We start from the raw sequence: 16,189 nt of genomic DNA on the forward strand, positions 1-16,189 counted from the left end.
GGCACTACCAGCTTACTTCGGCGGGCCGTGCCCGCTGGTCGTTGACCGCGGCATCGGCAATGCGACCGTCCTTGAAAGTGAAGACGCGGTGCGCGATCTGCCGGATGCCGGCATTGTGCGTGATGATCGCCATGGTCGTCTTCATCTCCTCATTGATCCGCGACAGCGCTTCGAGGACCAGAATGCCTGTCTTCGAATCAAGGGCGCCGGTCGGCTCGTCGCACAGCATGACTTCCGGGCGTTTGGCGATCGCACGGGCAATCGCCACCCTTTGCTGCTCGCCGCCGGAGAGTTGGGCGGGGAAATGCGCCATGCGATCCCTGAGGCCGACCATCTCCAGCGCCTCATCGGGCTTCATTGGATTGGACGAGATCTCGGTGACCAGTGCGACGTTCTCCCAGGCGGTGAGGCTCGGGATCAAATTGTAGAACTGGAACACAAAGCCGACATGGTCACGCCGGAAGCGGGTGAACTGCCTCTCGGAGAACGCGGTCAGATCCTGGCCGCGAAAGCGGACCTCACCTGCGGTCGCGCGGTCAAGCCCGCCCATGATGTTGAGCAGTGTCGACTTGCCACTGCCTGATGGTCCAAGCAGGACCGCGATCTCTCCCTCATAGAGATCGAGATCGACACCGCGCAGGGCGAACACCTCGACCTCGCCTGAGCGGTAGACCTTGGTCACCCCATGGGCAGAAAAAATCGGAGACTGCATGCTTCCCGGGCCTTGTGTGTCCCGCCGACAGTCGCGGCATTTGCGACTGGAAACCTTGATGCTCGTCAAACCTGCCGACGGGCCTGCCGGATGGAAAACAGAATTTGGAGCAGCTCAAGCAGGCCGGGAGCTTGGTCGTCTGCGGGAGGAGTCTGCGCTTCAGCGCGCCGCCGCGGTCGACGCCAGCTCCACGCCGTGCGCACGATGTCGTCCATGCTCCACGGGGTTCCCAACCGAGCACTTTGCGAACGCGGCTGCGTAGTTCACGGCCGTGCCTTGTTTGATAGGATATTTTTCCTATATGCGGGTCACCCATGTCCTCCCCTGACATGGGGAAGCGATGGGTTATCCTCCCTGATCAGTCGCGATGCTGAGCCCGCTGCCACCTCCCTCCGGCAGCGGGCTTCCTTTTGTCGATGCATCTGATTGAGTGCGGTGGGACTCGACGGCGAGGCCATCCATGCAGTGCATGAAATTGCTGATTACGGATTCCCCTGGCGCGGACGCAATCTTGTAGGTCCGCATTTCGGTGTTTGAATCTGGGCGTGCAAAATGCACCTCATAGACCCCAGCAATCACTGCCCTGATGAAAGCCGCGGCGACAAGAGGGTCTTGTGTCGTCGCCATGAGGGTACCGTCGTCATAGTTTTCGTAGTCCAAATGGCCGAGCGAATTGAATGTGCGCGAGCTGAACGCAGCGTCTGAAATCCGCACTATTTGATATGTGCCTGATGGGGTGAGGTCGGCCGCGCCCATCAGAAAGCCGGCCAGAACCGTTCCGTCGAATTTGTTGTAACCGGCAATCGTTATGAACTTGACGGCTTCCCGCGATGGCGGGTTGCTGACGTCTAGGACGATCTCGCATACCCGTGCTTCTTCGCTCTCGTCGGCCCAATTGCTGTATGCCACCCGCGTCGGAAAGATCGTCGAGCCGGCGCCCTGGCTGGCGCCGAGCAGAGTTAAGGCGGTCAAAAGGCGAAGTGCGACGAACATGCGTTCAATTTCTCCGCGCTATCCGGCTCAGCCGGCGCCGCGATCAGGACGCAATGGAGGCTATCTGGACATCATTCCAGGACCGAAGCCCGAGCGCCCCATGCCCATGCCCATCATCGGCAGGACGATATCGTCGGCGGCCCGCCTCTGCTCATCGCTCAGCTTTGCGTATAGTTTCTCGACTGCCGCCCTCACGGTCTTCACCTGTTCCAGACGCGCTTCGAGATGGCTCTGTTGGTAGGCCAGTCGCTCGGGCAGGGGTTTCTTCACGAACTCGCCGTCCTGGAATTCCTTGAGCATGTCCTGCATCAACGCGTTGTGAGACTCGGCCGTGCTGCGGATGACACCGGCAAGTTCATCCCAGGACGGCATCTGCTCCTCGGTGATCTTCAGTTCAGTCTTGAGGAAGGCGAGGCGTCCATCGACTCGATCGAGCATCTGGTCTGAATCATAGCCACCCATGGGGCCGCCCATGCCCCATTGACCCATCATCATGCGGCCCAAGCCCCAGCGAGGCCACCAACCGGAATCGTTCTCGTCAGCCCCGGCCACAACAGGCATCGCGACAAGGCTCAGCATCAGGCCGGCGACGACACTACTGCGCAAATTGGACATCGGTCGTCTCCTTCACAGCGGATTCGAAGTGTCAAAGAAATCACACGGCGGCGCTGAAGGCCTTGACCTGCATCAATGGGTGCCGTCGATACGGCCATAGCTGTAGGTGTGGATTGCTCGGGAGAGCTTTAGTAAGAGAGTGGCTTGAAGCTACGGAAGTCCCGCGCCATCTGAAGCACGCCTTTATGCGACAGACGCATCGGCGGGATTAGACGCGGGCAATTTGGCTGTGATATGTGGGTGCACGGACGAACAGGGAAGCCGCTGCGGCTGCTTATGTGATGAGTGGATAAGCGGATCGCCCGCCTGAATATCGAGCATTTTCGCCAGCGCTTGGCAGAGGAGCAAGATCAACTCAAGCGGAAGGCGTTGCTTGATCTGCTGGAAAAAGAAGAAGAAAAGCTCCGAAAGGCCGAGGAGGCCGACAAGGGAACAAACGGGCACAGCAACAAATAGAAAAACGCGGCAATGCCGCTAGACATCTGTCTTGTCAGGTTTCCATGTTCTCCAATGGGTAGGTGAGATGTCCAGCCGTTCCTTCGTGGCCGACTTGGTCCAGCCTGCCAGTATGCGCCTGCAGGGAAAAACGAGGGCGTGAACGCCGTCCCCGTCCATGACGGCCAATTCCAAATCCCGATCAAAAGGGGCGGTCGATATTGGTTGCCACATAGATTCATTCTTGGAAGGAACGGCCAAAGCGTCCTTGACGCAGGTCAAATCCAAAGACCAGGCATCTTGCTTGCCGGCCACGTGAATGCCGTCCAAACGGCGATCACTAGTCGAGTTTCCCGTAGTTGGGCTGCCACGTTCCGCAAGGTCTGCCATTTCATCATCTCGCTGCTATGCAGGTCCGGCACGTTCGATCGTGTCTCCCCTGCTTTGGGGGGTGACACGCGCGGGAGAGCTCTCGGTGGCGAAGCTGACTTCACCAAGATCGAAACGACGATCTGCCTCTGATGACATCAATGGCGCAATGTCTGGCATTGCGAAATTCGGTTTGATCCTTACGGGGTTTCACCTAGCCAGCCGCAGCGGACCTGCGTTGGCGTAAATGGCTTTGAGCGGCCCGCACTTGGGTGTAGAATGTCGTTGTCCTGGCAATTGAGGAACGTCATGGACCGCTTTATTGCGCGTGCCAACATCGCCCACTTTCAGGATCTGCTCGCGCGCGAGACGGACCCCGAACAAAGGCGTGTCATCGAAGGTTTGCTGGCGTTGGAGCAGAAGAAGCTTGAGATAGCGGAAAGTCAGGCTCGCGATCACTCCCGCGTGCCCGGCAAACTAGGAAGCGTGGTCAAGCCCTCGCGTTGATATAGCGAGGCGATGCGGCGGTAAGTCGAAATGGCTGCGCTATCCCGACTGGGGTAACCACCTAAATGCTACTTGGGATATCGCATTTAGTGAAGGTCTCAGCGCGCCGGACTGACGCGCTGAGACGGACAACGTTCAGCACGCAGGTTATGCAGCCTTGACCGTAATCTTCTTCTCGGCCTTCTGGGCTTCGGCTGTCTTGGGCAGCTTCACCGTCAGTACGCCCTTGGTGAAGCTTGCATCGATCTTGTCGGCGTCGACGCCTTCAGGCACCTGGAAGGAACGCTGGAAGGAGCCGTAGCGGCGCTCGGACAGATAATAGTCCTTGTCCTTCTCTTCCTTTTCTTCCTTCTTCTCGCCCTTGATCGTCAGCGTGTGATTGGAGAGCTTGATCTCGACATTCTTCTCGTCGATGCCGGGCAGTTCGGCCGTGATCTCATACTCCTTGTCCTTTTCGACGAGGTCCATCGCCGGCGCCACTGGCCAGTCCGCGCTGCGTAGCGACGGCAGTTCTCGACCGAAAAGGGAGCGGGTCGAGGGCAGCCGGAAATCGAAAGCGTGGAAGTCGTCGAACAGTCGGTCGATTTCGCGGCGCAGGCTTTCGAACGGTGCCGTCCAGTTGTCGGACCGGGCAGGGGCAGTGCTCTTCTCTGTCTTGACGGGGAGTTTGGTGGCAGCTTCAGCCATGGTTCTTCTCCTTTGGTGAGTTGGTCGGCAGGTATCGCCGCCTCCACTCTTCCACCTTTAGGTCTCCCATGAGGCGCTAGAGCTGGAGGTCAACGAACCCGCTCGCCGGGTGTCGTCGCCGAACTGGTCCATTGCTGCGCGAACCCGCGGTCTTGCCGCGATTTATCGCGCCCGCGTCACCACGTCCGGCTCAGCCTGACGAGGACTGCATCAAAGCCGCTGCACAAGAGAGGCTCATTGATTGGGATCAATGGCGAGAGAAAAAACCGTGCGCCGGAGCTCGAATTTAGAGGCGACGACCAAAAGATCCCGAGGCGATTTGAAACCGCCCTCGGCACCGCGCGGCAGCCCGATGATCAAAGGTGCTGGCGCTCAAGTTCGGCGCAGGAGTAGCCGAGTGCGGACAGTCCATCTGCAAGATGGTCCGCGAGCAATGGCGTCCCACAGAGATAGTCGGCTACATGCGCATTATGAGCGTGGACTGCCTGCTGGCGAACACTTCGCCATTCATCGGCCGAATGGTCGTCGCGGCCCAGCCACATCAGGGCGACCAGGTCGATCTGTGCGTCGAACGAAAGCTCGGAAATCAGCGACTGCAGTTCTTCAAGAACCGGGTCGTCGGCATGATCCTCCAGGATCGCTGCGGACCGGTCGTCGGAAGGATTGGAGGCAGGGTTGGGTTCGGTGACCGGATCCTTGGCGTCGAATTCGCGCGCCTTCATGATGATGAAGCATACGGTGTCGAGGGGAACTTCGAGTTCCGTTTCACCATTGCCAACGCTCTTCGCGGCTCTTTTCATCATGCCGTTTCCTTCAGTTGCTGGTCACTTTCGCGCCCCCTTACGACGCGTTTGCCGAGCATCGGACCACGTGTCTCGGTGACGACCGTGCAGCGCCCTTCCGGCTGGCCTTCGGCCTGGAAATAGATCACGACCCAGTCGCGCGTCTTCGCCAGTTCGTGCGCCAGCCTGGTGTTCGAGAAGAACGCGGTGAAATGCCAGTTGTCATGGCGCGCATGCAGCACCGGCAACCAGGCCTCGCCTTTCGGGTTGAAGCGTTTCGGTGCAATCTTGCGAAGCGCGCCAGCCGCTGCCTTTTCGCGATACATGTGATCGACTTCGAGCAGCATCGACACTGGCGGCAGGGGGTGGGACTGATAGGCCCTTGTTGTGCGAACCCTTCCCAGCCGCTCCGCGAGGGCTGCCGCCAGCATCTCCTTGCGCCTGTGACCGATACCCTTGATATGAAGTGCGCCGCTATGAAGCGCGTTCTCCAGGTCTTCGAGGGTCTCGAGCTGACCGTCCTCGGCGAGGCGGTGCGCGTATCGTGGTCCGATTCCGGGGATTGAGCGAAACAGCGCCTCCGGCTCCATCTCGCCGCGCAGCCGCTCCAGTTGGGACCAGCGCCCGGTCGCAACGATCTCGGAAATCGCCCCGGCCAGGCCTGTTCCGATTGCCGGGAGGGCGACGAGGCCATCGCGTCCCTCCCTTGCCAGGATTTCGCTGACGGGCCGTTCCAGTCTGGACACGACCTCCGCCGCCCTCCTGCAGGCCCGTGCGCGGAAACCATCAGCGCCCTGGCTATCGAGGAGATCGGCAAAATCCCGGAATTTTCCCGCGACCCCGATGTTCTCGGGAAGTGGTGTCGTCGCCATCGCCGTCATTGGCTTCATGCCAGCGTCTGGCGTAGTGGTCTGCAGAGGCTCCGGCATGACTTTTCTCGGCGCAGGAGTTCAAGTGTCGATCGATCCTCCTAGGCCGTTCGTTGGCTCGTATCCTTGACCGGCGTCAATCCATCGGACTTCGAAGCCGGATAGAAGAAACACATGGTTCTTCGCGCTCGAAGGTTCGGAGCAACTCGGCGCGGCAACGGTGAGTTCGGTTCGTGCGACGAGAATGAGTGAGAGTGAGGGGAACCATTCGATGGAACCGCCGGACGTATCGGCCACCACACGCCGCCAACCCTACGACTTTCTCAGAAGCTTGGGCCCAGGCCTGATCACGGGCGCGGCTGATGACGATCCAAGTGGTATCGCCACCTATAGTCAGGTGGGCGCGCAATTCGGCTACACGCTCGCATGGACCATGCTCTTCAGCTATCCGCTGATGGCTGTAACTCAAGGGATCAGTGCCGGGATCGGCGCGGTAACCGGCCAAGGTATCGCGCGCAATCTGCGTCGGCACTACTCTCCCTGGCTGCTGCGTTTCGCCGTTCTTCTGCTGCTTGTCGCCAACGTCATCAACATCGGCGCCGACCTCGGCGCCATGGGGGCGGCGCTTAAATTGCTCTTGGGTGGCCCGCAGTCCTTGTATGCGGTCCTGTTCGCTTTGATTTGCAGTTTCCTGGAAATCTTCGTGAGCTATCGGCGCTACGTGATGGTGCTTAAATGGCTGACCATGTCCCTGCTTGCCTATGTGGCGGTGGTGCTGTCGGTTCATGTGTCGTGGGGCACGGCACTCTATGGCACGCTGGTTCCGCAGATCGCCTTCGACGGCGATCACGCCATGGCGCTGGTTGCCGTTCTTGGCACGACAATCAGTCCTTACCTCTTCTTTTGGCAAGCCGGAGAGGAAGTCGAGGAGCAGCACCGGCAACATCGTCAACGGCTGGGCGCCAACTCTCACGCTGCCGGGCCGGAGCTGTCGCGCATCCGGGGCGACACACTGTTCGGAATGGGCTTTTCCAACCTGGTGGCCATTGTCATCATCATCGCCACCGCGGCAACGCTCCATGCCAACGGGATCACGCAGATCCAAACCTCATCGCAGGCGGCCGAAGCACTCAGGCCCGTCGCCGGGGAGTTTGCCTTTGCCGTTTTCGCCATTGGCATCATCGGCACGGGCATGCTTGCCATCCCCGTGCTTGCCGGCTCCGCCGCCTATGCCGTTGCCGAGATGTTTCGTTGGCCCGAAGGCCTCGATCGACGCCCGCAAGATGCCAAGGCCTTCTACGGCACGATTGCGGTCGCAACGCTGGGTGGAGTGTCCCTGACTTTTGTCGGCATGGACCCCATAAGGGCACTTTACTGGAGCGCTGTCGTTAATGGGGTTCTGGCCGCGCCACTGATGGCAATCATGATGATGATTGCCACGAACCCGCGGATCATGGGTCACCTTACATTGCCGCGCTGGATGGTCTTCGGCGGAGCGCTCGCCACGGCGGTCATGGCCCTGGCCTCAATCGGCTTCTTCGTGCTGTGACAATTGCCGCTGAAGGCAAGGTAAAGGCCGAAATCACCAAGGCGCGTCTTCAGGACATCAACACGATCTTCGCGAACCTCAAGGCCGGCAAGGGCGAGGGACGGAGGATGCTTGATCTTTCTGAGCCCGTTCGCAAGCCGGTGGCTGAATGCAAGGCCGTTCCCGCTTGACGAAAGTCGGCTGCGCGCAGCGACGCCTCCTACCGATGGCACCGTCGCAGACAGCAGGGCGAGCGAAAGTCGGCGACTGTTGAGCCAGATCAATGCGTCGCTCTGTCGAGGATGCTGTGTTTTGGGTGGGGGTGAAAAGCCCCCATACAAAAGGAGACGGATCATGACGGATTTAACATTGCGTCAGAACATTCTCGATGAGTTGGAGTTCGAGGCGAGTATCGACGCCGCCCACATTGGCGTCGCCGTGGAAGAGGGCATCGTCACCCTCACCGGACATGTTTCTTCCTACTGGGAAAAGACCACCGCCGAAAATGTGGTCAAGCGAGTCAAGGGCGTGAAGGGTATCGCCGAGGAAATCGAAGTCCGGCTGATTGGACAGAAGGGGACTGCGGACGACGAGATCGCCAGGCGTGCGGTCGATGCGGTCACCTGGAATGTGTCCATCCCGAGGGACAAGGTGCAGGTCAAGGTCCAGGACGGCTGGATCACGCTGACCGGGAAAGTTGAATGGCAATACCAGAAGAACGCGGCGGCCGAGGCTGTGCGCGGGCTGGCCGGTGTCGTTGGCGTGGCCAATCAGATCGAAATCACCCCACGTGCCTCGGTACCCGACGTCAAGAAGCGCATCGAGGATGCGCTGAAACGTGATGCGGAAGTCGAAGCCCAGGCGATCCGCGTCAATGTGCGGGATGGCAGGGTGACGCTTGAAGGCAAGGTCAAGGCCTGGTCCGAGCGCCAGGCAGCGGAACGTGCCGCCTGGTCGACGCCGGGCGTCCGGATGGTGGAAGACCGGATCGCGATCGTCTGATGGCTCGACCTGGTTGACGCGGCGGCTCAAGCGGCCGTCGCGCCGATAGTCCGAGGCACGCGCCACCGCGAAGTGCATCTGGCGGTGAAGACCGCGGCCAATGATGGCGAGGCAACGCCTTCGATCTATGTCAAAGGAGAAACAACATGATTATGACCACTGGCACGCTGGTCGCGGTAACCGACGGCGAGAAGTTGCGCCTGTTTCGCAACAAGGGCCACGAACCCCAGATCGATCTGGTTGAGTTGGGCGAGCCGACGCTTCAAGCGGCCAACACCGGCTCGGGCGGTCGCCACCGCAGTTCCACCGCCAATCCCGACGACTCTCGTCTGCGGGAAGATGATTTTGCCGCTGCCGTGGCCGAGTATCTCAATCGCGAGGCGCTCGCGGGAGCGTTCGAGCATGTGGTGGTGGTTGCCGATCCGCGCACGCTGGGCGAACTGCGCAAGCACGTCGAGCCTTCGCTTAAAGCGAAACTGGCGGGTGAACTCGGCAAGGATCTCGTGAAGCACTCAGTCGAAGCCATCGAAAATACGTTGGCGGCGGCTTGAGCAATCCGCACAGCCAGGCTGCTACCGACGACCGCCACGGGTGGTATGGATGCCTCGCGCTGCCTAAGATTGGTTGGGAAGGGCACTGCCGGCGGCGGCCGAGATTGTCGCCAGTGGTGCTAGCGCGAAATCTTCAGTCAAGAGCGCCGCGGTAGCGCCGGAGCCCCGATGGCCAACAGCTCCTGCGCTAAAGGAGAGAGAAAGTCCGACCCGAAGAAGACGAGAAACTGTCCAGTGATCAAGGGAATTCGCAGTACAGGACCATCGTCGCTGGAAGTTGCTACGCTTCGGCGTCAGTTCGACATAAGCCGATTGAGCCAAACCTCATCCAACAGCGAACGGGTAACTCCGCCAAACACCCATTCCCTTAGTCGGCTATGCCCGTAGGCGCCCGACACGACTAGGTCTGCTTTGACGGAAGCCAAGAAGTCTATGAGTCGATTTCCTTCCTCTTCCGACTTTAGAATTTCGGTTCGCGCTTTTATGCCGTGCCCAGCGAGGAAGCTGGAGACGTCCTTGATGCCGTCTCCAATCCAATCATCCGGATTGGTACCAACCGCCACCACAGTGACTTCATTGGCTATGGCCATCAGTGGCACCGCATCCGCCACGGCGCGCCTTGCTTCGCGCGTGTCCTTCCAGGCGACGACGACCTGGCCAAGTGGCAAGCTCGCCGCGCCACGGGCGGCGACCAGCACAGGTCTACCGGCGCGCAGCACCAAACTGCCCGGATCAGCCATCCGGTAGCCGTCACCCGTCGATGCGCCCAAGGAGGCGCCAGTGACCACAAGGTCGGCAAGAAGAGAGGCTCTGACGAGGACGTGATCTGGGTTCTCGACCGTTTCACGCCATTCCGCCTTGACCGTTCCGACGACGAGCTCGTCGAACTTGGAGTGCCGATCATTCAGCCTTTGCCGGATTTCGTTCCTCGACTGCTCCCAAATCTCTGCGGCAATCGCTGCGCCCTCGGGCGCCATCGTCACCGGCATTGGAGCGTCGGCGGCGCAGAAGCCAATCAGCTTTGCATCGAAACGTTCGGCAAGTTCGATGCCGATCCGCGTCAGCGGTTCGACTGAGCCATCAATGCCAAGGTTCAAGAGAATGGATTTATAGCTCATCGGGCGCTTCCGGTTCGAGAGTTTCGGTGCACCGAAGCTAGTTTTGCAGGAACGTTCTCACCTTGATGTCGATCAAAATGTAGCGGCTCAGGGGATGCGGGATTCGAAATGGACCACTTCGCCGTCCACAACGAAGGCGCCATTTCCGATGTGATGGATCGTCTTCGGTTTCGGTTGAACCGGGTCGATCCAGGCTTTCAGGACCTCGAGGACAAACAGGTTATATCTGTTCACCAGGCGTGTATCGACGACCCGGCATTCGAGATTGGCGAAGCATTCGGCGATCAGGGGAGCCGAAACGCGCTCGGCGGGAAGCGGCGTCAGCCAGGCTGTCGCGAACTTGTCAATCTCGCGTCCGGAGCAGTTTCCAACCTTGACGACTTTTTCTGCGAGGCCAATGGCAGGGATGGCGATCACGCATTCCTTGGTTTGACGCAAGGCGAAGAAGGAGAAGTCGTCGCTCGATACGACGCAGGCCATGGTCGGCGGCGCGATCCTCGTCATCATGTGCCAGGACATGGTCATGACGTTCGCGCGGCCCTGTTTTGACCTGGTTGTCAGGAGGACAACGGGACCAGGCTCGATCAGCCGATAGACTTCGGCAAGCGGCAGTTCCTTCATCGCGTCCTCGTTTCTGCCTTTTACAAGGCAATTGTTCCGGCGATGTCGTGACAGGCAATGCCCTTTGTCGCCTTGATCAATGTCAAAGACGGGAAGCGGGGACGAGAAGGGGAATGCAGGAGGTCGACGCAGGTTTGCGCCTAGCGGGCGATTGATCGGGATCAATGCATGCCGGAATCGACCTTGCGATGTTCGATTAGAGCCACACGAGGATCAGTTCATGTCCGCTGGAGGCATTCTCTTTTGGGGCATCCTGCTTTGCCTCGTTTGGATCGCCGGTGTCGGCATCTACTTCGAAATGGCGTCTTCCAAGAGACGCAAGCTCGGTGCGGTGAGTCATGGCTTTGGCCGCCGCTCAAGGCCGCGCCATCCAAAGATGAGACAGTGAATGCCGAGATCGAGGAGGCCATCATGATTTGGAATGCGGAAGAATTCTGCGCGCCGGAATTGTCCCTGTCTGTCAAGGCAGGGCAGAAGCTGTTGGAGGCGACCACCGCGCTGCAGATGCATTCCATCAAAGCGTTGTTCCGCTGCCAGATTGAAGCTGCGTCCTTTCTTCGCCGGCGATTTTGGGACGATCTGAAGCTGATCGAAACGCTGAGGGATAGCGATGAATTCGCCGATAGCTTCGACGTGTTCGCCAATTTTTGGCAGAATGCCGCATCCGACTATCTGAAGGAGGTGGGCGAGTTCGCGTGCATCGGCGCCAAGCTCGCGATGGAGACGGCCGGACAAGTCCGTAAAGAGGCGGATACGGCGATCGACGACATGGCAGCGGCAACCCTGACGCCCTGAAGTGTTGCAATCAAACAAGAAGGCGAAATCGATAGCTGGACGAACTGAGGTTCCGATCAGTCGTCTGCGTATCGTGGAGGAAGCGCTCATTGGCGTTTGAGCCAAGTCAAGGCGCTGCATATCTTGATGCCGTATGCGACGACTATGAAACGCAAAACGCTGTTGAAGATTTTCATCGTTGCGCCCATGCTCGCAGGCACGCCGGCAGCTTGGGCAAACGACAATCTCCAGGTTTCCCATGGCCGAAGGATAGTGGAAGCGAACTGCGCACGGTGCCATGCAGTCGGTCGGACTGGCGTTAGCTCACATCCGGACGCACCGCCTTTTCGCATGCTGCATCTGCGCTACCCGATCGAAGACTTGGAGGAGGCGCTGGCGGAGGGGATCTCGACTGGTCACCCGGACATGCCGGAGTTTGTCGCCGATCCCCAGCAGATCGGGGCGATCGTCGCCTACATCCGTACGCTTGACCGTTGATTTGGCTGCCGCGTTCGACTGAAATCCGAAAACCAGTCCTGGCAATCCGAGGGGCTTGTTCTCGAGGATTCCTCAGAATGTATGCGCAACGTCGTGATCGTCAAAGGGATAGAAGTGGGCCGCCTTCAACGTCAACGGGACGTCATGGCCCTCGATGAGCACCTTGACCCATTGGTCCCCGAAATCGTCTTGCCAGGAGTCGGTAACGCGACATCTTGCGGCGAGGTCCATGCCAATCTCTATCTTTTCGGTTCTCTTTGCCATCCTGAACTCCTGTCGTACCAGCGCGATCTGCCAATCGCGATCTGCCCTTTCAGCGTCTTTCGCGCTGACCATATCAACATGGTCAATCTGTTTAGCCGGGCCGCCGCGGACTGGCATTGATGCGCATCAATTGCAGATCTGGCGGCGTTGATCGTGATCAATGACGTTCGGGCGCTCGGCTGATCTTTTGTCGCGCATCGGGAGACCACTATGCGCACCAACGAAACACCGCATTACGATGCCAGCGTGAACACCACGGGTTGCTGCCCCAAATTCAACCCGGGCGGCTGGGACGATCAGGAGTTGCACTTCAAAGACAAGCCGTTCGTGAGGGCGACAACCCATAGCGTCCTGCATGTTCCAGTGAACATGGGCAGCGTCTTTGCCCGTGTCAGCGAGCATATCGACGGCGCCGGCGTCTCTGCCGAAGGTCAATACATTGTCCTAAGCCGCGATCTCTCGCCGTGGACGAGCGAGCATCTTTTCTCGGTTTCGAAAGCCGTGCCCGAGGAGGAAATGACCAGGCTGACAGGCGACTTCGTCACCAAATTGTTCGAGGGGGCGTTCGAGCAGGTAAGGGGCTGGCACGAGGAAATGCTTGAACTCGCGCGCCAACGCAACCCCAAGGCCAGCGACGTGTATTTCTTCTACACGACCTGCCCGAAATGCGCCGCGGCGTACGGCAAGAACTACGTTGTCGGAGTAGCCAAGATTTCCTGAGCCCGGCGAGGCTAGGGCTCGAACCAGGTGCCCTGACGCCGCTTGACGATCTCCGCCGCGTCCTCGAGCCGGCCGATCGCCGAGGGATTGCCCGTCGCCTGGACGAACTCGATTGCCGCACCGATCTTGGGTCCCATCGAGCCGGCGGGGAAATCCTTTGCCGAAAGTTCAGTTGCTCCGACATTGCGCAGTGCGCGGGCATCCGGCGTGCCGTAGCCCACATAGACCGCATCGACATCCGTGAGCATCAGCAGCATATCGGCCTTCAACTGGCGCGCCAGCAGCGAGCTGGCCAGGTCCTTGTCGATGACGGCTTCGACGCCGACCATAGCGCCATCGTCGCGCGCGACAACGGGCACGCCGCCGCCGCCCGTGCAGACGACGATGACGCCATGGTCGACGAGGAAGGAGATGACGGATGCCTCCAAAATCTCGATCGGGCGGGGCGAGGGCACGACCCGGCGCCATTTATCGCCATCGGGCGCTATGCACCAGCCGCGCTCTGCTGCGAGCTGCCGCGCTGTCGCTTCGTCATAGACCGGGCCGATCGGCTTTGTCGGACTGGAAAATGCAGGGTCGTACGGGTCGACTTTCACCTGTGTCAGCAGTGTAGCGTAAAATCTGTGAGAGGCGAGGTTGGCGAGCTCCTGTTCGATCATGTAGCCGATCATGCCGGCGCTCTCCGCGCCGAGAACATCGAGCGGGAACGCGCCGCCAGGCGAGGCCGCCGACTGGAGCGCAAGCAGGCCGACCTGCGGACCGTTGCCATGCGTGATCACGAGCGAATGGCCCTCGTCAATCAGTGCGGCCAGGGCGGAGGCGGCACGCTTCACGTTCTTGCGCTGATTTTCGGCGGTCATCGGTTCGCCGCGCCGCAACAGCGCGTTCCCGCCGAGGGCTGCAACGATCAGCATCTCAGTTGCCGATCGTGGCGACGAGCAACGCCTTGATCGTGTGCATGCGGTTCTCCGCCTGGTCGAAGACGATCGAGGCGCCGGACTCGAACACCTCGTCGGTCACCTCCATGCAGTCGATGCCGAATTCGCGCGCGATATAGGCGCCGACCTCGGTCTCGGTGTCGTGGAATGCCGGCAGGCAATGCATGAATTTCACATGCGGATTGCCGCTGGCCGCCATCACTTCCTTCGTCACCCGGTAGGGCGTCAGAAGACGGATGCGCTCCGGCCAGCCGGACTTGTCCTCGCCCATCGACATCCAGACGTCGGTGTAGATGAAGTCGGCATCCTGGACGCAGCCCTTCATGTCTTCATCGAGCCGGAAGCGGCCCCCGCTGCGCTCGGCGAGTTCCTTGACATGGTCACGGAATTCCTGGTCGGGCCAGAGCTCCTTCGGCGAGGCGATGCGCATATCGATGCCGACCTTGGCGGCTCCCAATGCCAGCGAAAGGGCGACATTGTCGCGTCCCTCGCCGACGAAAGCGACGGTCATGTCCGACAGATGCTTGTGCGTGAACTCGCGCATCGTCATGAAATCGGCGAGGATTTGCGTCGGGTGCGCTTCATCGGTCAGGCCGTTGTAGACGGGCACGCCGGCGTGCGCCGCCAGCATTTCGGCCTGGTGCTGGGCAAAGCCGCGATACTCGATGGCGTCATACATCCGCCCGAGCACGCGGGCGGTGTCCTTCATGGATTCCTTGTGCCCGATATGGCTACCGGACGGACCGAAATAGGTGACGTGGGCACCCTGATCATAGGCCGCCACCTCGAAGCCGGTTCGTGTGCGCGTCGAGTCCTTTTCGAAGATGAGGGCGATGTTCTTGCGAACCAGGCGCGGTATCTCATGCCCAGCCTGCTTGGCGGCCTTCAGATCGGCGGCCAACTTCAGAAGGAAGCGGATTTCTTCGGCCGAAAGGTCATCCAGTGAAAGCACCGAGCGGCCATGCAGGTTGATCGACATTGGATATCCTTTCAGATCGGGTCGCGTGCAATGGGGCAGGTCATGCAATGACCGCCGCCGCGGCCGCGGCTGAGTTCGGCACCCTCGACGGTGATCACCTCGATACCCGCGCGCCGCAGAAGCGTGTTGGTGTAGACATTGCGGTCGTAGCCGATGACGACGCCCGGCTCGACCGCGACGACGTTGTTGCCGTCGTCCCACTGCTCGCGCTCGGCCTCGTAGCGGTCGCCGCCGGTGGCGATGATGCGCAGCGATTTCAGGCCGAGCGCTTCCGCCACAACCTTTGTGAAGGGGGCGTTCTCTTCCCTGACCTCGACCGCCGCATCGCCGTCTCCGGGCCGGATCGAGAAGGTGCGCAGCCTGTCGACCACGGGCGGATACATGGTGGCAAGGTCCCGGTCGCAGAAGGTGAATACGGTGTCGAGATGCATGAAGGAGCGGTCGCGCGGCATCAGCGCCGCGATGACATGCGTGGCTTCGCCGGCTGCGAACAGACTGCGGGCCAGATCACCGACCGCCTGCGGGGTGGTGCGCTCTCCCATCCCGACGAGAACGACGCCCCCGCCGACGGGCATGACGTCGCCGCCTTCCAGGCTGATACCTGTTCCTGCCTGGGGCGATACGAACGGAATGCCGCTGTCCCGGAAATGCGGGTGGAAGCGGTAGACCGCCTCGACATTGGCCGCTTCCGGTCGCCTGGCAGGCCAGTACATGGCATTCACGGAGACAGAGCGGTAGATCCAGCAGGAGCTGTCGCGGGTGAAGAGCTGGTTGGGCAATGGCGGCAGGACGAAGTCCTGAGGCGCCAGCGTTCTTCCAGTCAAACCCTTGGGCTCGAACGGCAGCTCGGCGCGAGCGATGCCGCCTATCAGACAGGTTGCCAGCAGGCCGGCCGACATCTCGTCCAGCCAGCCCCGAATCTCGTCGACCATGTCGAGGCCGACCACGCCGGCATGCACCCGGCGATCGAGAAGCCAGTCGCGGGCCTTGCCGATGCCCATCGTCTCGGCGAGGAGCTCGCCGAACGAATGCACCGCCACGCCGCGCTCACGCAAGGCATCGACGAAGACGTCATGCTCCTGGCGCGCCCGCTTCACCCACAGCACGTCGTCGAACAGCAGCGACTTGCAGTTGTCCGGCGTCAGCCTGCGCAGGCTGAGATCCGGCCTGTGGACCATCACCTCGCGCAGGCGACCGACTTCCGAATGAACCCCCAGATTTGCCATG

20 protein-coding genes are annotated in these 16,189 nt (G+C 60.4%); 9 read left to right on the forward strand and 11 right to left on the reverse strand.

Annotated features, from left to right (window positions below; genetic code table 11):
* Positions 1-4: 4 nt before the first annotated feature.
* The 3 genes from JG747_RS13700 to JG747_RS13710 all read right to left on the reverse strand — a co-directional run bounded on the left by JG747_RS13700 (position 5) and on the right by JG747_RS13710 (position 2,320).
* Positions 5-712, reverse strand: coding sequence for an ABC transporter ATP-binding protein (locus JG747_RS13700; RefSeq protein WP_038648698.1), 708 nt, complete (start codon positions 710-712; stop codon positions 5-7).
* Between the two features lie 345 nt (positions 713-1,057).
* Complete coding sequence (locus tag JG747_RS13705) at positions 1,058-1,705, reverse strand: hypothetical protein (RefSeq protein WP_202361991.1); 648 nt, start codon at positions 1,703-1,705, stop codon at positions 1,058-1,060.
* Positions 1,706-1,765: 60 nt separating this feature from the next.
* A complete protein-coding gene (locus JG747_RS13710; RefSeq protein ID WP_244748392.1) occupies positions 1,766-2,320 on the reverse strand; it encodes a Spy/CpxP family protein refolding chaperone in 555 nt (184 codons plus the stop codon).
* 285 nt (positions 2,321-2,605) lie between these two features.
* Between JG747_RS13710 and JG747_RS13715 the strand changes: the two genes are divergently transcribed.
* The gene (locus tag JG747_RS13715; protein WP_155249125.1) at positions 2,606-2,776 is read left to right on the forward strand and encodes a hypothetical protein; all 171 of its coding nucleotides are present in this window, start codon (positions 2,606-2,608) and stop codon (positions 2,774-2,776) included.
* A 657-nt stretch (positions 2,777-3,433) separates the two neighbouring features.
* Positions 3,434-3,631, forward strand: a complete 198-nt coding sequence (locus JG747_RS13720; protein ID WP_069092814.1) for a hypothetical protein — start codon at positions 3,434-3,436, stop codon at positions 3,629-3,631.
* A gap of 147 nt (positions 3,632-3,778) precedes the next feature.
* On the opposite strand, the gene JG747_RS13725 is transcribed toward JG747_RS13720, so the two are convergent.
* The 3 genes from JG747_RS13725 to JG747_RS13735 form a co-directional block, all read right to left on the reverse strand.
* Positions 3,779-4,318, reverse strand: a complete 540-nt coding sequence (locus JG747_RS13725; RefSeq protein ID WP_038648691.1) for an Hsp20/alpha crystallin family protein — start codon at positions 4,316-4,318, stop codon at positions 3,779-3,781.
* A 356-nt stretch (positions 4,319-4,674) separates the two neighbouring features.
* The gene (locus JG747_RS13730; protein WP_342216800.1) at positions 4,675-5,121 is read right to left on the reverse strand and encodes a DUF3775 domain-containing protein; all 447 of its coding nucleotides are present in this window, start codon (positions 5,119-5,121) and stop codon (positions 4,675-4,677) included.
* The gene (locus tag JG747_RS13735; RefSeq protein ID WP_244748393.1) at positions 5,118-5,981 is read right to left on the reverse strand and encodes a DNA-binding protein; all 864 of its coding nucleotides are present in this window, start codon (positions 5,979-5,981) and stop codon (positions 5,118-5,120) included. The genes JG747_RS13730 and JG747_RS13735 overlap by 4 nt, the downstream gene beginning before the upstream one ends.
* Before the next feature lie 259 nt (positions 5,982-6,240).
* Between JG747_RS13735 and JG747_RS13740 the strand changes: the two genes are divergently transcribed.
* The 3 genes from JG747_RS13740 (at position 6,241) to JG747_RS13750 (ending at position 9,050) form a co-directional block, all read left to right on the forward strand.
* Complete coding sequence (locus tag JG747_RS13740) at positions 6,241-7,518, forward strand: NRAMP family divalent metal transporter (protein ID WP_202361993.1); 1,278 nt, start codon at positions 6,241-6,243, stop codon at positions 7,516-7,518.
* 333 nt (positions 7,519-7,851) lie between these two features.
* On the forward strand, positions 7,852-8,499 hold the full coding sequence (locus tag JG747_RS13745) for a BON domain-containing protein (RefSeq protein WP_202362284.1): 648 nt from the start codon (positions 7,852-7,854) through the stop codon (positions 8,497-8,499).
* Positions 8,500-8,645: 146 nt separating this feature from the next.
* Positions 8,646-9,050 (forward strand): host attachment family protein, encoded by a 405-nt coding sequence (locus JG747_RS13750; RefSeq protein ID WP_027047156.1) that lies wholly within the window; start codon positions 8,646-8,648, stop codon positions 9,048-9,050.
* 293 nt (positions 9,051-9,343) lie between these two features.
* Here JG747_RS13750 and JG747_RS13755 read toward each other — a convergent pair whose 3' ends face one another.
* Positions 9,344-10,168, reverse strand: a complete 825-nt coding sequence (locus tag JG747_RS13755; RefSeq protein WP_202361994.1) for a universal stress protein — start codon at positions 10,166-10,168, stop codon at positions 9,344-9,346.
* Positions 10,169-10,255: 87 nt separating this feature from the next.
* Positions 10,256-10,789: a flavin reductase family protein gene (locus JG747_RS13760; protein ID WP_019859870.1), complete on the reverse strand. Its 534-nt coding sequence runs from the start codon at positions 10,787-10,789 to the stop codon at positions 10,256-10,258.
* 384 nt (positions 10,790-11,173) lie between these two features.
* Here JG747_RS13760 and JG747_RS13765 point away from each other — a divergent pair, with 384 nt between their 5' ends.
* The 4 genes from JG747_RS13765 to JG747_RS13780 all read left to right on the forward strand — a co-directional run bounded on the left by JG747_RS13765 (position 11,174) and on the right by JG747_RS13780 (position 13,045).
* Entirely contained in the window at positions 11,174-11,584 is a 411-nt protein-coding gene (locus JG747_RS13765) for a hypothetical protein (RefSeq protein ID WP_019859869.1), read from the forward strand.
* Between the two features lie 96 nt (positions 11,585-11,680).
* Positions 11,681-12,061: a c-type cytochrome gene (locus JG747_RS13770; RefSeq protein WP_202361995.1), complete on the forward strand. Its 381-nt coding sequence runs from the start codon at positions 11,681-11,683 to the stop codon at positions 12,059-12,061.
* Positions 12,062-12,142: 81 nt separating this feature from the next.
* A complete protein-coding gene (locus JG747_RS13775; RefSeq protein ID WP_155772685.1) occupies positions 12,143-12,445 on the forward strand; it encodes a hypothetical protein in 303 nt (100 codons plus the stop codon).
* A gap of 90 nt (positions 12,446-12,535) precedes the next feature.
* On the forward strand, positions 12,536-13,045 hold the full coding sequence (locus tag JG747_RS13780) for a hydrolase (RefSeq protein WP_202361996.1): 510 nt from the start codon (positions 12,536-12,538) through the stop codon (positions 13,043-13,045).
* An 11-nt stretch (positions 13,046-13,056) separates the two neighbouring features.
* On the opposite strand, the gene arcC is transcribed toward JG747_RS13780, so the two are convergent.
* Genes arcC through JG747_RS13795 form a run of 3 tightly spaced genes read right to left on the reverse strand, consistent with a single transcriptional unit; the run spans position 13,057 to position 16,188 of the window.
* Complete coding sequence (gene arcC, locus JG747_RS13785; RefSeq protein WP_202361997.1) at positions 13,057-13,959, reverse strand: carbamate kinase; 903 nt, start codon at positions 13,957-13,959, stop codon at positions 13,057-13,059.
* Position 13,960: 1 nt separating this feature from the next.
* Positions 13,961-14,962 (reverse strand): ornithine carbamoyltransferase, encoded by a 1,002-nt coding sequence (argF, locus tag JG747_RS13790; RefSeq protein ID WP_202361998.1) that lies wholly within the window; start codon positions 14,960-14,962, stop codon positions 13,961-13,963.
* An 11-nt stretch (positions 14,963-14,973) separates the two neighbouring features.
* Entirely contained in the window at positions 14,974-16,188 is a 1,215-nt protein-coding gene (locus JG747_RS13795; RefSeq protein WP_202361999.1) for an arginine deiminase, read from the reverse strand.
* Position 16,189 lies beyond the last annotated feature (1 nt).

It is taken from the genome of Mesorhizobium sp. 131-3-5, assembly GCF_016756575.1.
GTDB lineage: Bacteria > Pseudomonadota > Alphaproteobacteria > Rhizobiales > Rhizobiaceae > Mesorhizobium > Mesorhizobium jarvisii.

Bases quoted from the DNA above. Each gene is read 5' to 3' on its own strand.
- JG747_RS13795 (WP_202361999.1), bottom strand. From the start codon at position 16,188: ATGGCAAATCTGGGGGTTCATTCGGAAGTCGGTCGCCTGCGCGAGGTG.
- JG747_RS13700 (WP_038648698.1), bottom strand. From the start codon at position 712: ATGCAGTCTCCGATTTTTTCTGCCCATGGGGTGACCAAGGTCTACCGC.
- JG747_RS13780 (WP_202361996.1), top strand. From the start codon at position 12,536: ATGCGCACCAACGAAACACCGCATTACGATGCCAGCGTGAACACCACG.
- argF (WP_202361998.1), bottom strand. From the start codon at position 14,962: ATGTCGATCAACCTGCATGGCCGCTCGGTGCTTTCACTGGATGACCTT.
- JG747_RS13745 (WP_202362284.1), top strand. From the start codon at position 7,852: ATGACGGATTTAACATTGCGTCAGAACATTCTCGATGAGTTGGAGTTC.
- arcC (WP_202361997.1), bottom strand. From the start codon at position 13,959: ATGCTGATCGTTGCAGCCCTCGGCGGGAACGCGCTGTTGCGGCGCGGC.
- JG747_RS13740 (WP_202361993.1), top strand. From the start codon at position 6,241: ATGGAACCGCCGGACGTATCGGCCACCACACGCCGCCAACCCTACGAC.
- JG747_RS13705 (WP_202361991.1), bottom strand. From the start codon at position 1,705: ATGTTCGTCGCACTTCGCCTTTTGACCGCCTTAACTCTGCTCGGCGCC.
- JG747_RS13750 (WP_027047156.1), top strand. From the start codon at position 8,646: ATGATTATGACCACTGGCACGCTGGTCGCGGTAACCGACGGCGAGAAG.
- JG747_RS13710 (WP_244748392.1), bottom strand. From the start codon at position 2,320: ATGTCCAATTTGCGCAGTAGTGTCGTCGCCGGCCTGATGCTGAGCCTT.
- JG747_RS13735 (WP_244748393.1), bottom strand. From the start codon at position 5,981: ATGACGGCGATGGCGACGACACCACTTCCCGAGAACATCGGGGTCGCG.
- JG747_RS13725 (WP_038648691.1), bottom strand. From the start codon at position 4,318: ATGGCTGAAGCTGCCACCAAACTCCCCGTCAAGACAGAGAAGAGCACT.
- JG747_RS13760 (WP_019859870.1), bottom strand. From the start codon at position 10,789: ATGAAGGAACTGCCGCTTGCCGAAGTCTATCGGCTGATCGAGCCTGGT.
- JG747_RS13730 (WP_342216800.1), bottom strand. From the start codon at position 5,121: ATGATGAAAAGAGCCGCGAAGAGCGTTGGCAATGGTGAAACGGAACTC.
- JG747_RS13755 (WP_202361994.1), bottom strand. From the start codon at position 10,168: ATGAGCTATAAATCCATTCTCTTGAACCTTGGCATTGATGGCTCAGTC.
- JG747_RS13775 (WP_155772685.1), top strand. From the start codon at position 12,143: ATGCGCAACGTCGTGATCGTCAAAGGGATAGAAGTGGGCCGCCTTCAA.
- JG747_RS13720 (WP_069092814.1), top strand. From the start codon at position 3,434: ATGGACCGCTTTATTGCGCGTGCCAACATCGCCCACTTTCAGGATCTG.